The organism is Spartinivicinus poritis (assembly GCF_028858535.1).
Taxonomy (GTDB): Bacteria; Pseudomonadota; Gammaproteobacteria; order Pseudomonadales; family Zooshikellaceae; genus Spartinivicinus; species Spartinivicinus poritis.
This window is the reverse complement of the sequence record NZ_JAPMOU010000004.1, coordinates 58,708-74,315: the sequence shown is the minus strand read 5'-3', so window position 1 is coordinate 74,315 and position 15,608 is coordinate 58,708. Positions and strand designations below refer to the sequence as shown.

Sequence of the window (15,608 nt, the reverse complement as noted above, 5' to 3'; positions counted from 1 at the left end):
ACTGATAGTAAACATATGTCAAAACCAGATTGGGTTATAGGGGTGCATGCGGTTCAAGCATTATTAGAACAGCACCCTGAGCAAGTGATTGAGTTGAATGTTCAGCAAGCGAAAAAACTACCAGACCGCCTGGTTAAATTGACGGAGTTGGCTCATCAGTATGGAGTTCGAGTCAGCTATCCCGATAAGACATTTTTTAGAGATATTGCTGGAGTGCATCAAGGTGTGTTGGCAAAAGTCAAACCGATCACTGCAGCAGGAGAAAAAGAGCTAACAAGCTTTTTACAAGGTTTATCCCATGATCCCTTGTTGCTAATCCTTGATGGGGTAACTGATCCCCATAATTTAGGGGCCTGCTTAAGAACAGCTGATGCAGCAGGCGTTGATGCAGTTATTATCCCCAAAGATAAATCAGCTGGGTTAAATACTACGGTTAGAAAAGTGGCCTGTGGTGCGGCAGAAGCCATACCATTATTTTCTGTGACTAATTTGGCGCGTACACTTAAGCAAATCCAAGAGTTAGGCATTTGGATTGTGGGCACCGCAGGAGAATCAGAGCAAACGGTTTATGATATTGAGCTAGGTGGTTCAATTGCCTTAGTCATGGGAGCAGAGGGCAAAGGTATGCGTCGCCTGACCAGAGAACATTGTGACTATTTAGTTAATATCCCGATGGCTGGTACAGTTTCCAGCTTAAATGTATCTGTTGCCACTGGGGTGTGTTTATTTGAGGCAGTTCGCCAGCGTCAATTAAAGCAAAAACCAACTGTGGAGTAGCTTTTATGAAAGGGATTATTCTTGATGTCGCTTCATTAGCACCGGATGATCTCAATTTGCAGCCAATTACACGACAGCTGGAGGAGTGGCAGAGTTATGGCCAAACGACAGCTCAGCAATTAAATGAAAGGTTGGTTGGTGCAGAAATAGTATTAACTAATAAAGTGGCTATGACTGAAGCGGTTTTAGTTGAAAATCCGCAAATTAAATATATTGGTGTATTAGCAACAGGCACAAATAATGTTGATTTAGCAACAGCTAAAGCTCGCCAGATAGTGGTGAGCAATGTTCGAGGGTATGGTACTCATAGTGTTGCCCAACATACTTTAGGCTTAATTCTTAATCTGGCTACCCGTCAGCCAGATTACTTAGCTGCCGTTAAGCAGGGGCAGTGGCAGCAAAGCGAACACTTCTGTCTATTAAATCAACCTATACTAGAGCTGGCTGGTAAAACCTGTCTTATTGTTGGTTTGGGTGAGTTGGGGCAGGCTGTGGCTAAACTGGTTAAAGCGCTGGGAATGAAGGTAATTGCAGCAACCTTTGAAGGGCATCAAAGTCAGTCAGTTCAGGGAGTTGAGCGCTTGCCTTTTGAAGCTGCGTTACCGCAAGCTGATGTTATTTCCTTGCACTGTCCTTTGTCTGAGCAAACAGAGCATTTATTTAACCGCCATACTTTGCGTCTAGTTAAACCTGGTGCACTGCTAATAAATACTGCGAGAGGCGGACTCATTGAAGAGCAAGCGCTGGTTGATGCCTTACACGCTGGGTGGCTGGGTGGTGCTGCACTGGATGTGGTGAGCGAAGAGCCTCCACCTGTTGATCATCCCTTATTTCAGTCCAGTATTCCTAACCTTTATATTACACCTCACAACGCTTGGGGAACTCAAGCGGCGAGACAGACCTTGGTGAATATGGCGGGTGAAAACCTGGCTGCTTTTTTATCAGGAAAGCCTATTAATCAGGTTTGCTAGATAATCAAGGTTGCAAATTCAAGCTAAGCTTGTAGGTGCTTGCAAGTTTGAGCCGGCTTCACTAGAATGCGCGGTTCACTTAGAGGTACCCTTAAGCCAGAAATAAATCTAATTGACTTTCTGGCTAGTCAATGAAGTTGTCTTAATACACTGTCAGGCAGTGTTGTTAAACAACCCTCTTAGCTCCTTGCCTTACTGCAGTTAATAGCAATAGTGCTGTTAGCTTGAGCAGAAGGCTATTAATCCGAAAGGAGATGCTATGCGTCATTATGAAATTGTATTTCTCGTTCACCCTGATCAAAGTGAACAAGTTGGCGCCATGGTCGATCGCTATACCAAGCTGATTGAACAGGGTGAAGGTAAGATCCATCGTTTAGAAGATTGGGGACGTCGCCAGCTTGCTTACCCAATTCAGAAAGTTCATAAAGCACACTATGTGATGATGAACGTTGAGTGCGGCAATGAAGCACTAGATGAATTGCAAAACTCTTTCCGTTTCAACGATGCAGTTATTCGCCATATGGTGGTTCGTCGTAACGAAGCTATCACTGAGCCTTCAATTATTATGAAGCCAGAAGATACTCGTGAGCAGCGTCGTGATGATCAAGCAAAAGCTGATATTGAAGAAGCTGATCAAGCGGAAGATTAATTCATTTGGGTTTTTCCTAACACTTAATAGGAGACGTTGCTATGGCACGTTTTTTTCGTCGCAGAAAGTTTTGTCGCTTTACCGCTGAAGGCGTAAAGGAAATCGATTACAAAGATACCAATACCCTGAAGGCCTATGTTTCTGAAACTGGCAAGATCGTCCCAAGCCGGATTACAGGTACTAAAGCGAAGTATCAGCGCCAGTTGGCAACAGCTGTCAAGCGTGCGCGTTATATCGCATTACTACCATACACTGATCGTCACTAATCAGTAGTCGGCGACGGTTGTTGAGTATAAAGGGAATATAATGCGAGGCTTAGCTGAACTCATTATGCGTAGCCCTAGGCATGCAGCGGGTGTAGCCGCTGTAGCTGCTATAGTGCCTTTTGCATATTGGTTAAGCGCTGCTACGGTAGCCCTGGTAATTTTACGCCGAGGCTGGCAGGCCGGTAGTATGGTATTAGCCTGGGGGCTGGTGCCAGCAATAGGGCTGGTAGCCTTTCAGCATGATATTAGCCCAGTCATGACTATTCTGGGCGCGAGTGTTTTAGCTCTGGTATTAAGAAAATCAATATCCTGGCAGGTGGCTTTGCTAACCAGTATTTTGGTTGGTTTAGTCATGATGTTAGCGCTGTTGATATTTCAGCCTGATGTCTTAAAAGCAGTCGCTGGGCAGCTTCATCAGGCGTTAACTCAGGCAGGCTTTTATCAGCAGCTATCAAATGAGCCTAGTGGTGAACAAGTTGTTGGCTATGTCAAAGAGTTTTTACTGCCAGCAGCAGCCGGCTCGAAAGCTAGCAGGTGTTTATTATTATCAGTGGTAGCACTGATGCTCGCTCGGTGGTGGCAATCAGTACTTTATGTACCTGGTGGGTTCTATAAAGAGCTATTTAACCTGCGTTTCCCTCCTAGGGTAGCAATAACAATATTGATATTGTTTTTTTTAGGGGTAAATGTAGGGATTGGTTTTGCAGCTACACTGCCAATTGTTTTAACACCACTATTCTTTGCTGGTCTAGCAATGTGTCATTCCATTATTGTGGCTAAAGGCAATAATACTCTAGGCTTAGCAATATTTTATGCAGCGCAAATCTTACTCGCCCCAATTATGTTCTTTTTGACGGTTTTAGTTGCCCTCTTAGATAGCTTTATTGACTTTCGTGGTCGGCTGAATAAGCCAGTAGGCTAGTCTATGTGGGAAAATATCTTGAGGTAAGCAAGATGGAAGTGATTTTGTTAGAGAAAATTGCCAACCTTGGCAATTTAGGAGACAAGGTTTCAGTAAAGCCTGGCTATGGCCGTAACTTTCTGATCCCTTTCAATAAGGCTGTTCCTGCTACTAAATCGAATGTAGCTGAGTTTGAAGCTCGTCGTGCTGAGCTGGAAAAAGCTGCTGCAGAAAACTTAGCAGCTGCGCAAAAACGCGCAGAAGTTATTGGTGAGCTTGAGCTTACTTTAACTGCTAAAGCAGGTGATGAAGGTAAACTATTTGGATCTATCGGTACTCGTGACTTGGCTGAAGCAATTTCTGCTGCAGGTGTTGAAGTCAGTAAGAGTGAGATTCGTTTACCTGAAGGGCCTCTGCGTCACATCGGTGAGTTTGATGTAAATATTCATCTGCACACTGACGTCGATGCAACCCTGAAAGTGACTGTAGAAGCTGAGTAATTAAATTATTTACTCAGTCTGTAAAAAGCACTCGCAATGCTTGTAATTGCGGGTGCTTTTTATTCTGTGTTATAAGCATTTTTCTATAAATCGATCTAACTATACTGCTTATAGTGTATGAGTAAATTGTAAGTAGTGTATGGATTGATGACCTGTATTGAATACCTAGCCGAACAGGTAATGTAGGCAATGGATCAAGGCCCCACTTTAGAAACTGAACAAGCTGAACAGACAGCCCTGTCATTACGGGAGTCTCCTCATTCTATGGAGGCTGAACAGTCTGTCATTGGTGGTTTGTTATTAGACAATAATGCCTGGGATTCAGTATCTGATCGAATTACTTCTGCTGATTTTTATCACCGCCCGCATCGAGATATTTTTCGAATTATTGCCAGCTCAGTAGCCGCTGGAAAACCCTTTGACCCAGTTACCATTGTTGAAGAGCTAACTCAGCTTGACCAGTTGGAAGGAAGTGGAGGCTTAGCTTATTTAACCGATCTGGCACAAAACACGCCCAGTACAGCAAATATTCGTGCTTACGCTGACATTGTGTATGAACGGTCCATCTTACGGCGGCTGATCAAAGTAAGCCAAGGGATTGCTGATCGAGCTTATAACCCTAATGGTAGCTCCAGTAGTGAAATTCTTGATGAGGCTGAGCGTGAAGTTTTTCAGATTGCTGAAGACAGACCCAAAGATGGTGGGCCTGTTGGTGTAAAAGAGCTGCTGAATAAAGCCATTGATAGAATTGATGAATTATTCAATGCCGGTGATAGCTTAACAGGTATCACCACCGGCTTTAATGACCTTGATGACATGACAGCAGGGTTGCAGCCATCAGATATGGTGATTGTGGCAGGGCGTCCTTCGATGGGTAAGACAACCTTTGCCATGAACCTGGTAGAAAACGCGCTACTCAACTCTGATAAAGCTGTACTGGTCTTTAGCTTGGAGATGCCTGCAGAGCAGTTGATGATGCGGATGTTATCGTCACTTGGGAGAATAGATCAAACCAAGGTTCGGACCGGTAAACTGGAAGAAGATGATTGGCCAAAGCTTGCGGCAGCGGTCAACATGATCAATGAAAAAAAACTGTTTGTAGATGATACGGCCGGTATCAGTCCAACCGAAATGCGCTCAAGAGCACGCCGGATTGTTCGAGAGCATGGAGATATTGGCTTAGTCATGGTGGACTACCTGCAACTGATGCAAGTGCCTGGTAATAACGAAGGCCGAACTAATGAAATATCAGAAATCTCGCGCTCCCTAAAAGCACTGGCAAAAGAGTTTAATACCCCAGTTGTTGCGCTTTCCCAGCTTAACCGGAGTCTTGAGCAGCGACCTAACAAACGTCCGGTTAACTCTGACTTGCGGGAATCTGGAGCGATTGAGCAGGATGCTGACGTAATCATGTTTGTTTACCGAGATGAAGTTTATAACCCTGACACTGAACAGAAAGGGGTGGCAGAAATCATTATTGGTAAGCAACGGAATGGCCCTATCGGAGCTGTTAAACTGGCCTTTATTGGCAAGTACACTCGTTTTGAAAACTTGGCTCCAGGTGCTTATGAGGGGTTTGAATAGACCATAAAGCCATAATGGTTATTAATAAACCATCTAACCATCATTAAAAGATGCTGAGCAGATATGCTATAAAAGGGGTATTAGCCAAGGTTAATGGTGGTTCAGACGATGGAAGTGAGTCATACTTTAGCGGTTGTATCTAATAGAGTGGCACAACGCCCTGAATTAAACCAAGAGCAACAGCAACGAGAAGCTAGAACCCAGCAGCCTGTTGGGGTAGAAGTACAGATCAGCCGTGAGGCACGTAATACACTTGCTTCTCAAGCCAGTTTAGCCACTCAGCCACTAACCCTTTCAGAACCACCCCCAAGTGCACAAACGAGCGCGATTGAATCAAGGCCTGTCACTGTTAGTTTGAATAATGAGCCTCAGGCTCGTGTGGCAGAGAGGGATGTCAGTGCCTTACCTAATAATAATACTGAAGCAAGGCAGCCTGCGCAGGCTCCTGAGCAAACGACTGCACAAACACAGCAAGCACAAACAGTGCAGCAACCTACCCAGCAAGCAGCTGGTAACCCACAAAACACAACTGCTGAAAACACCCCCACTAATCAACCTGCGGCTACCAATGGAAGTGTTCAGTCGACAGTGGTTAGTCAACCCCAAGCATCTTTAAATCAACCAGCTAATAATGAAATAACCAATGAAGTGGTATTAGCTATTGATATTCGGGAAGTGATTCCTGATGCTGATGAGGAAAGTGAGCAGGTAGTTAATCAAGCTCAGCAAAATCAGGCAAGCTCAGCTGATCAAACTGTCAATGTGGGGGCAGATGCAGAAAACGACATAACTGTTGCCAGTGAAGTAAATGCTCAAGCAGGAGGGGTAACAATTGCTAACCCAAACCTTAACCCACCTGCTAATGAAGTAGCTGCAGAGCAGCCTAATAATGCTACTGCAGCAGCTACCACAGTGGAAGAACCAGCAACTACTGTCACTGCTGCAGCGATTGATCAATTCCGGCAAGTAGCCTTAAGTGATCAAGAACGGCAGATTATTGAGTCATTTGATGTGTGATAAGGAAAGAGGTTAGCTTTCGACTACAGGCTCGGCTGTGGGTAGTGCCCAAACCTGGAGTACTTCATGAAGTGCTGCCAGCTCAAGGGGTTTGGTTAACTGCCCGTTCATGCCTACCGCAGCGATTCGCTGCTTTTGATCCTGAATTCCATGGGCACTGAGTGCAATAATGGGCGTAGGGGATAGGCTTTGCTGCTGTTCCCATTGGCGAATCCGCTCAGTCGCCTCAAAGCCATCCATAATAGGCATTTCACAGTCCATAAAAACAATCTGAAAGCGCTTACTCTTGAACACTTCAACTGCTTCATTACCATTCGCAGCTATCTCTGGGGTTACACTCAACTTGGCAAGCATTCCTTTGATGACTTTTGCACTGGTGGGGTTATCCTCAACCACCAGTACTTTTAAGTTTTGTGGCAGTTCTTGTTGGGTTAAAAAGTCTTTTGCCATTGTGCTGGACTGAGGTTGAAATTTGGCCAGCTCTTCTTTTAGTGCGCTCTCTAGGGTGTAGTGAGCAATAGGCTTGGTTAGAATTCGCTTAACCCCGGCATTTCTGGCCTCAACAATGCTAGGCATATGGCTGACACCTGTGAGCATGATGACCAGAACATCATTGCTGATATTGGGGTCTTCTTTGATTTTTGCCGATAGTTGTAGCCCATTCATTACAGGCATATTTTGATCCAAAATAACTAAATCATAATGCGCTTGTAGGTTTGCTTTGGTTCGTAGTAGAGCTAAGGCTTCTTTACCATTTTGTGCAGATGTTACATCCATACCCAGGCTTAGGCATTGTTGGGTAAGGACTTTTCTACAGGTTTCATTATCATCAACAACTAATACGCGAACACCTTTAAAGTCGAAGTCCTGCTGTGGCTGCTTAGCTTGTTTCACTGGTGTCAGTGGCAGGGTAAACCAAAAGGTAGTGCCTATACCTATTTCACTCTTGATACCAAAGGTACCACCCATTTTTTGAATCAGTGCTTTGGCGACAATAATACCAATGGCAATGTCAGGCTGATTACTGCTAAGTAATTCAGCTGTCGTCACTTTTTTAGCTAACAGTTGCTGTCTTTCAAATTGGCTCATGCCCTCACTGGTATCTTTAATAACAATGCGTAATTGCTGGCCCTGCTCGCTTTGCTCAGCAGTTCCCGCCAATAGTATTTCGCCAGCATTCGTTTGCTTGAAAGCATGGTTTAACAACGAAAGCAGTATTTGTTGGAGTCGATTTGGGTCGCTATTAATCACCGCGGGAACATCGGGTTGTAGATAGCTGATCAACTCAATACTACGCTGCTCAGCCGTTAGCCTGAACATATTAACGCAAGCTTCGACTAATCCTGGTAACTCAAAATCAACCTTTTCCAACTTAAGGGTATCTTGCTCTAAGCGGCTGATGTCGAGCATTTGGTTTAATTGGTTAAGCAGTTCATTCCCTGCATGGTAAATGGTGTTGGCATAGTCCTGTTGTTTGGGGGTAAGGCTGGTATCCATCAGCAACTCACTCATTCCCAGGATGCCATTCATTGGACCACGTAATTCATGACTAACTTTGCCAAGAAAATCCGCTTGATTTAACTGGTTATTTGGGCGCCTGGTAAGTTGTTCAGCAGCAGCTAGTTTCTCCTTAGCTTGTAAATGAAACTGTAAGCTAAATGCATATGAAACACCGAATAAGGTTAAGCTGGTAATGCTTAGTAATAGCCAGTCAGCTTTATACGGTGCTAGCTGAATAATATTGAGAGTAAGGGCAATATTAATCAAAATTGCTAATGCGCACGGGGACTGAGCAGCTAGCATAAAGCGGGCATATTTATTTCCTTGCTTTAGGTAGTACAGGGAACAACCAAAAATATTCAACACGATAAAGCTGGTTAGCCACAAGCTCAGCTCGGTGGGCTGCCAAGCAGGAAACAAGATGCCAAACAGTGTAGCAAGCAGACAAAGGCCGCAAAGCCAGGCAAAGTAGAGGTCTAATTTGGGGTGGTCGATACCAATTTGATAGTAACGACGGTTAAGGTGGCTAGCAAAGGCACAGCCAAGTAGCAGAGCGATATTACTAAGCTGTGATTGGGATGCAACAGATAGAGTGCTAAATTGGCTGAATACCCCTTGCCAGGTGCCTTGGAATATCAAAGAGCAGCTAACCAAGGCAAACATATACAAAAAGTTGCGCTCTTTTAGATGAAAAAACGCCAGCAGATTATATATCGCCACACAGGAAAATAGGCCAAATAATAACCCGCTTAGCCATTGGTTACGGTTACTGCTGACAAGTGCTTGTGAGGGTGACTTTAAATGACTGGCAAAGTGAAGAGGCTGCTGGGGTTGAATGCGTAGAAAAACAACCGCTGTTTGGTTTGGGGCTAAGTGTAATGGAATGAGCAAACGGTGGTGGCTGGTCAGTGGGCCATTCGTTTGACGTTGATTACTGGAGGTTACTTTTTTTAGCTGGTTATCTTGCTCAATATACACATCAATCCAGTTGAGGTTGGTCCCTACTAAGGTGATAAAAGGTGACTGAGCAGTAGCGGTATTGTTATGAATCGCTGTACGAAGCCAAATTGCTGATGGGCTTTGTTCAAATTGGAAAAACTTTTGCCGGTAGGGGGCAAATCGATGGGTGTAACCCTCTGACTTTACCTGGTCGATAGCTAGCTGCGCTTGTTTGTCTTCGTAGATTTCAAAGTAGTTAGCTAGATCGATTTGGTAATTAGTGTTGTTGATAACAACTTCAGCTGTTGCAGGCAGACAAGCCCAGAGCAGTATCGCAAGCAGGTATTGGAGCATGTTGTGGCGGTTAGCCTGTACTTCAGACCTGTGCACGAGCGATATCCCTTCTAGACTAAATTACCATTATAACGAATGTGAAAAGGTTGTTTAACCTATAGATTTCATAAACTTATGCTGCTTTTTTAGGCTGCCACCCAGTTATTATTAGTGAAAATACAGACTGGGTGGTAGGTTGCTTATGTATTATGACTTAGCTTGCTCTCTTGCAATAGCCCTGTGACCAATATCTTTTCGGTAGTAGACATTATTCCAGGAAATTTGCTGGGTTGCCTGATAAGCCGCTTGCTGCGCCTGTTGGACAGTCTTACCTAACGCAGTAACACAGAGTACCCGGCCGCCATTAGTGACAACCTGGTTGTTTTGTTGCTTGGTTCCTGCATGAAAAACCTTGGCATCGGTAACATTGCTCAAGCCATTGATTGTGTCACCCTTGGCATAGCTTTCTGGATAGCCTCCTGCTGCCATAACCACTCCGAGCGCTACTTGATTTTCCCACTCACATTTAGCTTGATCCAACTTGCCTCCAATAGCCGCCAGGCAAAGCTCAATCAGGCTGGATTTTAGGCGCATCATAATTGGCTGTGTTTCTGGGTCGCCAAACCGGCAGTTGTACTCCAGTACTTTAGGTGTGCCGTCTTCAGCTATCATTAAGCCAGCATAAAGAAAACCTCGGTAGCGATTACCTTCAGCAGCCATGCCACGAACGGTTGGCATAATCACTTCTTCCATGGCGCGCTGGTGAATTTCTGGCGTAACGACTGGTGCTGGAGAATAAGCACCCATTCCACCTGTGTTTGGACCTTTATCACCATCATCACGGGCTTTATGGTCTTGTGATGTTGCCAGTGGTAAAACCTGCTCACCATCAACCATCACGATAAAACTGGCTTCTTCCCCTTGCAGAAACTCTTCTACCACCACGCGGTGGCCGGCCTCACCAAAGGCATTACCAGCCAACATGTCATCAATAGCAGCAAATGCTTCAGCTTCAGTTTGGGCAATGATAACGCCCTTACCAGCAGCTAAACCGTCGGCCTTAATTACGATGGGCGTACCTTTTTCATGGATATAGGCTTTAGCTGGCTCAATTTCCGTGAAGTTTTGGTATTCTGCAGTAGGAATCTTGTGTCTAGCTAAGAAGTCTTTGGTAAAGGCTTTTGAGCCTTCTAGTTGAGCTGCTCCTTTAGAGGGACCAAAACAAGCTAAACCGGCTGCTTCAAAAGCATCAACAACACCCGCTACTAGCGGTGCTTCAGGGCCAACAATGGTTAGGCCAATATCATTAGTCTGAGCAAAGGCTATTAGCTCATCAATTGCTAATACATCAATTGCTACATTGGTAAGCTTTGGCTCCAGTGCGGTACCTGCATTACCGGGGGCAACAAACACTTCAGTGACTTGCTCATCTTGAGCTGCTTTCCAGGCCAGGGCATGTTCACGCCCACCACTACCAATAATTAATACTTTCATTCTGTTATTTAACCTTAGTGACGGAAGTGACGAACCCCAGTAAACACCATAGCCATCCCAGCTTCATTGGCAGCTTGGATAACCTCTTCATCACGCATGGAGCCTCCAGGCTGAATGACTGCGGTAATGCCTGCAGCTGCGGCTGCATCAATTCCATCTCTGAAAGGGAAGAATGCATCGGATGCCATGACTGAGCCAGCAACAGTTAAATTTTCATCTTTGGCCTTAATACCAGCAATTTTGGCACTGTATACCCGACTCATTTGTCCTGCACCCACCCCAATGGTTTGGCCGTTCTTGGCATAGACGATAGCATTGGACTTCACAAACTTTGCTACATTCCAGGCAAACTGTAGGTCTATCAGCTCTTCTTGAGTAGGCTGACGATCAGTAACGACTTTTAAATCTTCTATGCTGATTTGATGGATATCGCTATCTTGAACCAATATCCCGCCATTTACCCTTTTGTAATCGAGCTGGGGGCTAGGTATCTGTGGTAGCTCACCGCACTGAAGCACTCGCACATTCTGCTTTTGGCTAAGAATGTTTAAAGCGGGTTCATCAATTTCAGGGGCAATAATTACTTCAACAAACTGGCGCTCGATAATGGCTTGAGCGGTGAGCGAGTCCAGTGGCCGGTTAAAGGCGATAATGCCACCAAAAGCTGAGGTAGGATCAGTTTGGTAGGCTAGGTTATAGGCCTGCAAAATATCGCTGCTCACGGAGACTCCACAGGGATTGGCATGTTTAACAATGACACAGGCGGGTTCAGCAAAGGATTTGACGCACTCTAAAGCAGCATCTGTATCAGCTACATTATTGAAAGAGAGTGCTTTACCTTGTAACTGTTTGGCAGTGGCGACACTGGCTTCTACTGGGTTTGCTTCCACATAAAAAGCGGCCTGCTGGTGAGGATTTTCACCATAGCGCATATCTTCCACTTTATTGAACTGCAAGTTTAGTGTGCGAGGAAAATCAGTAGTTTGATCGCCTGATAGCAATACTTGTTTGCCTAAGTAATTAGCAATGGCTGCATCATAGCCAGCTGTATGCTCAAAGGCTTTTACTGCTAAATCGAAACGAGTACGGTCACTCAAACCATTGTTATTTTCTGTCAGCTCTTTTAATACGTCTGAGTAGTCCGTGCTATTAACAACGATGGCGACATCGTTATGGTTTTTCGCTGCTGCACGTACCATAGTCGGGCCACCAATATCAATATTTTCAATGGCATCGGCTAGTAAACAGTCTGGCTTTGCAACGGTTTGGGAAAAGGGGTAGAGATTGACAACAACTAAATCGATGGCTTGGATGCCATGTTCAGCCATGATTTGGTCATCCTGGCCTCGGCGCCCCAAAATAGCACCATGTACTTTTGGGTGAAGGGTTTTTACTCGCCCATCCATCATTTCTGGAAAGCCTGTGTAGTCAGAAACCTCAATAGCTGGAATGGACTGTTCTTGAAGTAGTTTAAATGTGCCGCCAGTGGAGAGAATTTCAATACCTTGTTGGTGAAGTGCTGAGGCGAATTCTACAATGCCAGTTTTATCAGAAACACTGATCAACGCGCGTCGAATGGTTGGAGTTTGCATAGCGATATTACAAAGTGGCAGTTTTTTAAAGTTAAATAAAAAAGGCGGATATAATCCGCCTTTTGTTTTTTGAACTAATTATAGCAGGCCATACTGCTTTAGCTTTTTCCGAAGTGTACCTCGGTTTAAGCCAAGAATTTGTGAAGCTTTGGTTTGGTTACCTTTGACATAGCTCATGACTACTTCTAGTAGAGGAGCCTCAACTTCAGAAAGCACCATTTGGTAAACATCAGTTACAGACTGACCCTCAAGGTGAGAAAAGTAATTACTAAGAGCTTTTTCTACACTGTCACGTAATGTTTGTGACTCTTGCTCTGGGCTAGTCAAGTGTTGACGAAGCTCAAGGTTTTCAGTTGCAGAGTGAGCTTGTTCTTGAGAAGTAGTTTCAGATGCAGTCATGCCGCAATGTCCTCTCCGTTAATTAAACGTTCAAAATACTCCTGAACGCAGGCGCGCTGAGCACTAATTGTTTCAAGCTGGTTAAACTGCTTGCGAAAACAGCTACCACCAGGTTGCGCTGCCAAATACCAGCCGACGTGTTTTCGAGCAATACGTATCCCCATATAGTCGCCATAAAACTGATACAGGTGATCCAAATGTGTGAGCAGTATTGCTTTGATTTCACTGAGGCTGGGAGGCGGTAAATGTGAGCCTGTTTGCAGGAAATGGTTAATTTCTTGAAATAGCCAGGGTCGCCCTTGAGCAGCCCGGCCGATCATTACCGCGTCAGCACCGGTGTAATCTAAAACCGCTTTGGCTTGTTCAGGTGATCGAATATCCCCATTGGCAATAACCGGGATATTGATCGATTGTTTGATTGCTGCGATGGTGTCGTATTCTGCTTCGCCTTTATAACCACAAGCACGAGTTCGGCCATGTACAGCGAGTGCAGCGATACCGCAGTCCTCAGCAATTTTGGCAATGGTTATACCATTACGGTTTGCTTGATCCCAACCGGTGCGTATTTTCAGGGTGACCGGTAGGGACACAGCCTGAACAACCGCTTTTAAAATAGCTTCTACTAATTGTTCGTCTTTCAGTAACGCTGAGCCTGCTGCTTTATTACATACTTTTTTCGCAGGACAGCCCATATTAATATCAATGATTTGAGCGCCTCGGTCGGCGTTCATGGCTGCGGCTTCAGCCATCATTTTTGGGTCACCACCAGCAATTTGCACGGAGCGAGGCTCAGTTTCTCCTGTATGATCCAGGCGAAGCTGAGATTTTCTACTGTGCCATAAGCGGGTATCTGACGTTACCATTTCAGATACGACCAGGCCTGCTCCCATGCGCTTGCATAGCTGCCGAAAGGGCCTGTCAGTTACACCAGCCATAGGTGCAAGTACAACAGGTGGTTCAATTGCATAGGGGCCAATTTGAAACACTGTTTGCCTTTAGTATCTGGTTAAATTACAAACAAATCGCCTCATCAATCAAACATATCAGATACTATTGATTGATTGAATAGCGATTAGGTTTTTAGGGTTCGTCTTCACTGATTGGAAGGGGTGGCTATCATACTCTGTTGCTGGCTATGGATAAAGCACCTGAAAGAAAAAATTGTTTGTTTTAAAGTCAGTAATCTGTGGATATCAGTAGCCAGGTTAAGTAAATGCTGTAAGTTGGCTAGTTCATTGAGGTTTGTTCATTAACTCACTCACCATAGCTGTTGCTCTAAAACATTCTGTTAAATCATGTCTTTAAGCATTTATGATGACTAAACATGAGTGAAAGGTGGTGGCTCCGCTTAACTTGAAAACGATAGGGTTTAACTTAGTTAGGGGTTGGAGAAAAGCTAATATTGTAGTTAACCGCAGTAGGGCCTGGGTCTACTACATCAAGAGATAGTCTGACTGGTACATTTGAAGGCATCATCGTCAAGCCTGCTGCTTCTCCTGATAAATACTCATCAGGTGCAAATTGTCTGGTGGCAACCAGCTGGCCACTTAAGTCTGAAAAGCTGAACTCAATAAGTGGGAAAGGTTGTTGGAATCTAGCCTTATTAATGATGACGGTATCAATAACTAAAGCGTTTTGGAATTTAGGGTGGCTTCTTACAATCAACTTGCGGCTGACTACTTTACCAACATCAACCAGTGGTGGGAGCTCACAGCCAATCAGTTTGCAAGCGGTTGCATAATACGGGCGCCAACTGAGCTTAGTGGCATATTCGTCAAAGTTATACCAGGCCAGCTGGGTGACAATAGCAGCAATCGCTATCAGGTTAACTGATAACCATCCGATTTTTCTCAGCCATGCAAACTTGCTGGGGTAAACCAACTCAATAGGGTCTGCTTTAAGGTCACCCAAAAGGTCATCATGGTCGTTTGTAGAAGCTTCAAGTGGTGGCTGCCTTTTCACAGCAGTTGCTTCTGCCAATGATCTGGTAGGTGGTTCAGCAACTGAGGGTTTAGATGAAACTGCAGGTTTCTCTACACCCTGCTTTTTAGCAACGTTAGGCTCAACTTTCGGTTCAGCTGTTTCAATAGCAGGTTTGCTGATCTTGACTGCTGGTGCTGGGGTTGATTGAGGTGCCCTGGTCGCAGCTGGTTGAGGCGCTGGAGTATATTTGTGCTCTTGCGCTTTTTTTTGGGTGGAATGCTGGTTAATAACGTCTGCTTCTCGCTGTTCCTCTTGCTCTAGTTCTTCTAAGAGTGCTAGAGCCCAAGACTCATCAGTATTGTTATTATGCTCATGGTCAGTAGCGGGTTTGCTTGCTGGTGAAGCGCTAGGCTCAGGTTTCTTGTCAATGGCCAACACTTCATCACTAAGATCAGTATCATCATCTTCATCCATATCATCATGAATCAGCAGGCCATTGTCGTTTCCCTGCTCATCATAATCCACTTGTGGTGGTGAAGAAGACTGGTGTTTTGATGATGAAATGCTCTCTGGTGAATTAACAGCAGAAGACTGTTGGGAGTACTGTTTTTCAGGTACTAAGTAGTTGGTTGCAAGAAAGACATGCAAGCAGGAACCACAACGTACAGAGCCGTTGGCGGCATTAAGTTGGCTTTTGGTTAACCTAAAGGAGGTGCCACATTGAGGACAGCGGGTTACCCAGGTTTCTGCCATAGTACGCGTA

General features: G+C 44.8%; 14 protein-coding genes. 8 read left to right on the top strand and 6 right to left on the bottom strand.

Features of this window, described 5'->3' with window-relative positions; translation table 11 throughout:
• Nucleotides 1-15: 15 nt before the first annotated feature.
• From rlmB to ORQ98_RS04680, 8 genes are all read left to right on the top strand, one after another.
• A complete protein-coding gene (gene rlmB, locus ORQ98_RS04715) occupies nucleotides 16-777 on the top strand; it encodes a 23S rRNA (guanosine(2251)-2'-O)-methyltransferase RlmB (protein ID WP_274687629.1) in 762 nt (253 codons plus the stop codon).
• 5 nt (nucleotides 778-782) lie between these two features.
• Nucleotides 783-1,748 carry a D-2-hydroxyacid dehydrogenase gene (locus tag ORQ98_RS04710; protein ID WP_274687628.1) on the top strand — a complete coding sequence of 322 codons (966 nt, stop codon included), beginning with the start codon at nucleotides 783-785 and terminating at the stop codon, nucleotides 1,746-1,748.
• 259 nt (nucleotides 1,749-2,007) lie between these two features.
• Entirely contained in the window at nucleotides 2,008-2,397 is a 390-nt protein-coding gene (gene rpsF / locus ORQ98_RS04705; protein WP_274687627.1) for a 30S ribosomal protein S6, read from the top strand.
• 41 nt (nucleotides 2,398-2,438) lie between these two features.
• Nucleotides 2,439-2,663 carry a 30S ribosomal protein S18 gene (gene rpsR, locus ORQ98_RS04700; protein ID WP_274687626.1) on the top strand — a complete coding sequence of 75 codons (225 nt, stop codon included), beginning with the start codon at nucleotides 2,439-2,441 and terminating at the stop codon, nucleotides 2,661-2,663.
• A 40-nt stretch (nucleotides 2,664-2,703) separates the two neighbouring features.
• A complete protein-coding gene (locus ORQ98_RS04695; protein WP_274687625.1) occupies nucleotides 2,704-3,585 on the top strand; it encodes a hypothetical protein in 882 nt (293 codons plus the stop codon).
• Between the two features lie 32 nt (nucleotides 3,586-3,617).
• Nucleotides 3,618-4,064, top strand: a complete 447-nt coding sequence (rplI, locus tag ORQ98_RS04690) for a 50S ribosomal protein L9 (protein WP_180568713.1) — start codon at nucleotides 3,618-3,620, stop codon at nucleotides 4,062-4,064.
• A gap of 189 nt (nucleotides 4,065-4,253) precedes the next feature.
• A complete protein-coding gene (gene dnaB / locus ORQ98_RS04685) occupies nucleotides 4,254-5,648 on the top strand; it encodes a replicative DNA helicase (protein WP_274687624.1) in 1,395 nt (464 codons plus the stop codon).
• A 108-nt stretch (nucleotides 5,649-5,756) separates the two neighbouring features.
• Nucleotides 5,757-6,665: a hypothetical protein gene (locus tag ORQ98_RS04680; protein ID WP_274687623.1), complete on the top strand. Its 909-nt coding sequence runs from the start codon at nucleotides 5,757-5,759 to the stop codon at nucleotides 6,663-6,665.
• A 12-nt stretch (nucleotides 6,666-6,677) separates the two neighbouring features.
• On the opposite strand, the gene ORQ98_RS04675 is transcribed toward ORQ98_RS04680, so the two are convergent.
• From ORQ98_RS04675 to ORQ98_RS04650, 6 genes are all read right to left on the bottom strand, one after another.
• Complete coding sequence (locus ORQ98_RS04675) at nucleotides 6,678-9,494, bottom strand: hybrid sensor histidine kinase/response regulator (protein ID WP_274687622.1); 2,817 nt, start codon at nucleotides 9,492-9,494, stop codon at nucleotides 6,678-6,680.
• Nucleotides 9,495-9,644: 150 nt separating this feature from the next.
• Nucleotides 9,645-10,931: a phosphoribosylamine--glycine ligase gene (gene purD, locus ORQ98_RS04670; RefSeq protein ID WP_274687621.1), complete on the bottom strand. Its 1,287-nt coding sequence runs from the start codon at nucleotides 10,929-10,931 to the stop codon at nucleotides 9,645-9,647.
• 14 nt (nucleotides 10,932-10,945) lie between these two features.
• Nucleotides 10,946-12,523 (bottom strand): bifunctional phosphoribosylaminoimidazolecarboxamide formyltransferase/IMP cyclohydrolase, encoded by a 1,578-nt coding sequence (purH, locus tag ORQ98_RS04665; protein WP_274687620.1) that lies wholly within the window; start codon nucleotides 12,521-12,523, stop codon nucleotides 10,946-10,948.
• A gap of 78 nt (nucleotides 12,524-12,601) precedes the next feature.
• Nucleotides 12,602-12,922 (bottom strand): DNA-binding transcriptional regulator Fis, encoded by a 321-nt coding sequence (fis, locus tag ORQ98_RS04660; RefSeq protein WP_274687619.1) that lies wholly within the window; start codon nucleotides 12,920-12,922, stop codon nucleotides 12,602-12,604.
• A complete protein-coding gene (gene dusB, locus ORQ98_RS04655) occupies nucleotides 12,919-13,908 on the bottom strand; it encodes a tRNA dihydrouridine synthase DusB (RefSeq protein WP_274687618.1) in 990 nt (329 codons plus the stop codon). The genes fis and dusB overlap by 4 nt, the downstream gene beginning before the upstream one ends.
• Before the next feature lie 388 nt (nucleotides 13,909-14,296).
• The gene (locus tag ORQ98_RS04650; protein WP_274687617.1) at nucleotides 14,297-15,598 is read right to left on the bottom strand and encodes a DUF3426 domain-containing protein; all 1,302 of its coding nucleotides are present in this window, start codon (nucleotides 15,596-15,598) and stop codon (nucleotides 14,297-14,299) included.
• Nucleotides 15,599-15,608 lie beyond the last annotated feature (10 nt).

Excerpts from the sequence above, each read along its gene's own strand:
- purD (WP_274687621.1), bottom strand. The coding sequence starts at position 10,931 with ATGAAAGTATTAATTATTGGTAGTGGTGGGCGTGAACATGCCCTGGCC.
- rlmB (WP_274687629.1), top strand. The coding sequence starts at position 16 with ATGTCAAAACCAGATTGGGTTATAGGGGTGCATGCGGTTCAAGCATTA.
- ORQ98_RS04710 (WP_274687628.1), top strand. The coding sequence starts at position 783 with ATGAAAGGGATTATTCTTGATGTCGCTTCATTAGCACCGGATGATCTC.
- dnaB (WP_274687624.1), top strand. The coding sequence starts at position 4,254 with ATGGATCAAGGCCCCACTTTAGAAACTGAACAAGCTGAACAGACAGCC.
- ORQ98_RS04695 (WP_274687625.1), top strand. The coding sequence starts at position 2,704 with ATGCGAGGCTTAGCTGAACTCATTATGCGTAGCCCTAGGCATGCAGCG.
- rpsR (WP_274687626.1), top strand. The coding sequence starts at position 2,439 with ATGGCACGTTTTTTTCGTCGCAGAAAGTTTTGTCGCTTTACCGCTGAA.
- rpsF (WP_274687627.1), top strand. The coding sequence starts at position 2,008 with ATGCGTCATTATGAAATTGTATTTCTCGTTCACCCTGATCAAAGTGAA.
- ORQ98_RS04650 (WP_274687617.1), bottom strand. The coding sequence starts at position 15,598 with ATGGCAGAAACCTGGGTAACCCGCTGTCCTCAATGTGGCACCTCCTTT.
- ORQ98_RS04680 (WP_274687623.1), top strand. The coding sequence starts at position 5,757 with ATGGAAGTGAGTCATACTTTAGCGGTTGTATCTAATAGAGTGGCACAA.
- rplI (WP_180568713.1), top strand. The coding sequence starts at position 3,618 with ATGGAAGTGATTTTGTTAGAGAAAATTGCCAACCTTGGCAATTTAGGA.
- purH (WP_274687620.1), bottom strand. The coding sequence starts at position 12,523 with ATGCAAACTCCAACCATTCGACGCGCGTTGATCAGTGTTTCTGATAAA.
- fis (WP_274687619.1), bottom strand. The coding sequence starts at position 12,922 with ATGACTGCATCTGAAACTACTTCTCAAGAACAAGCTCACTCTGCAACT.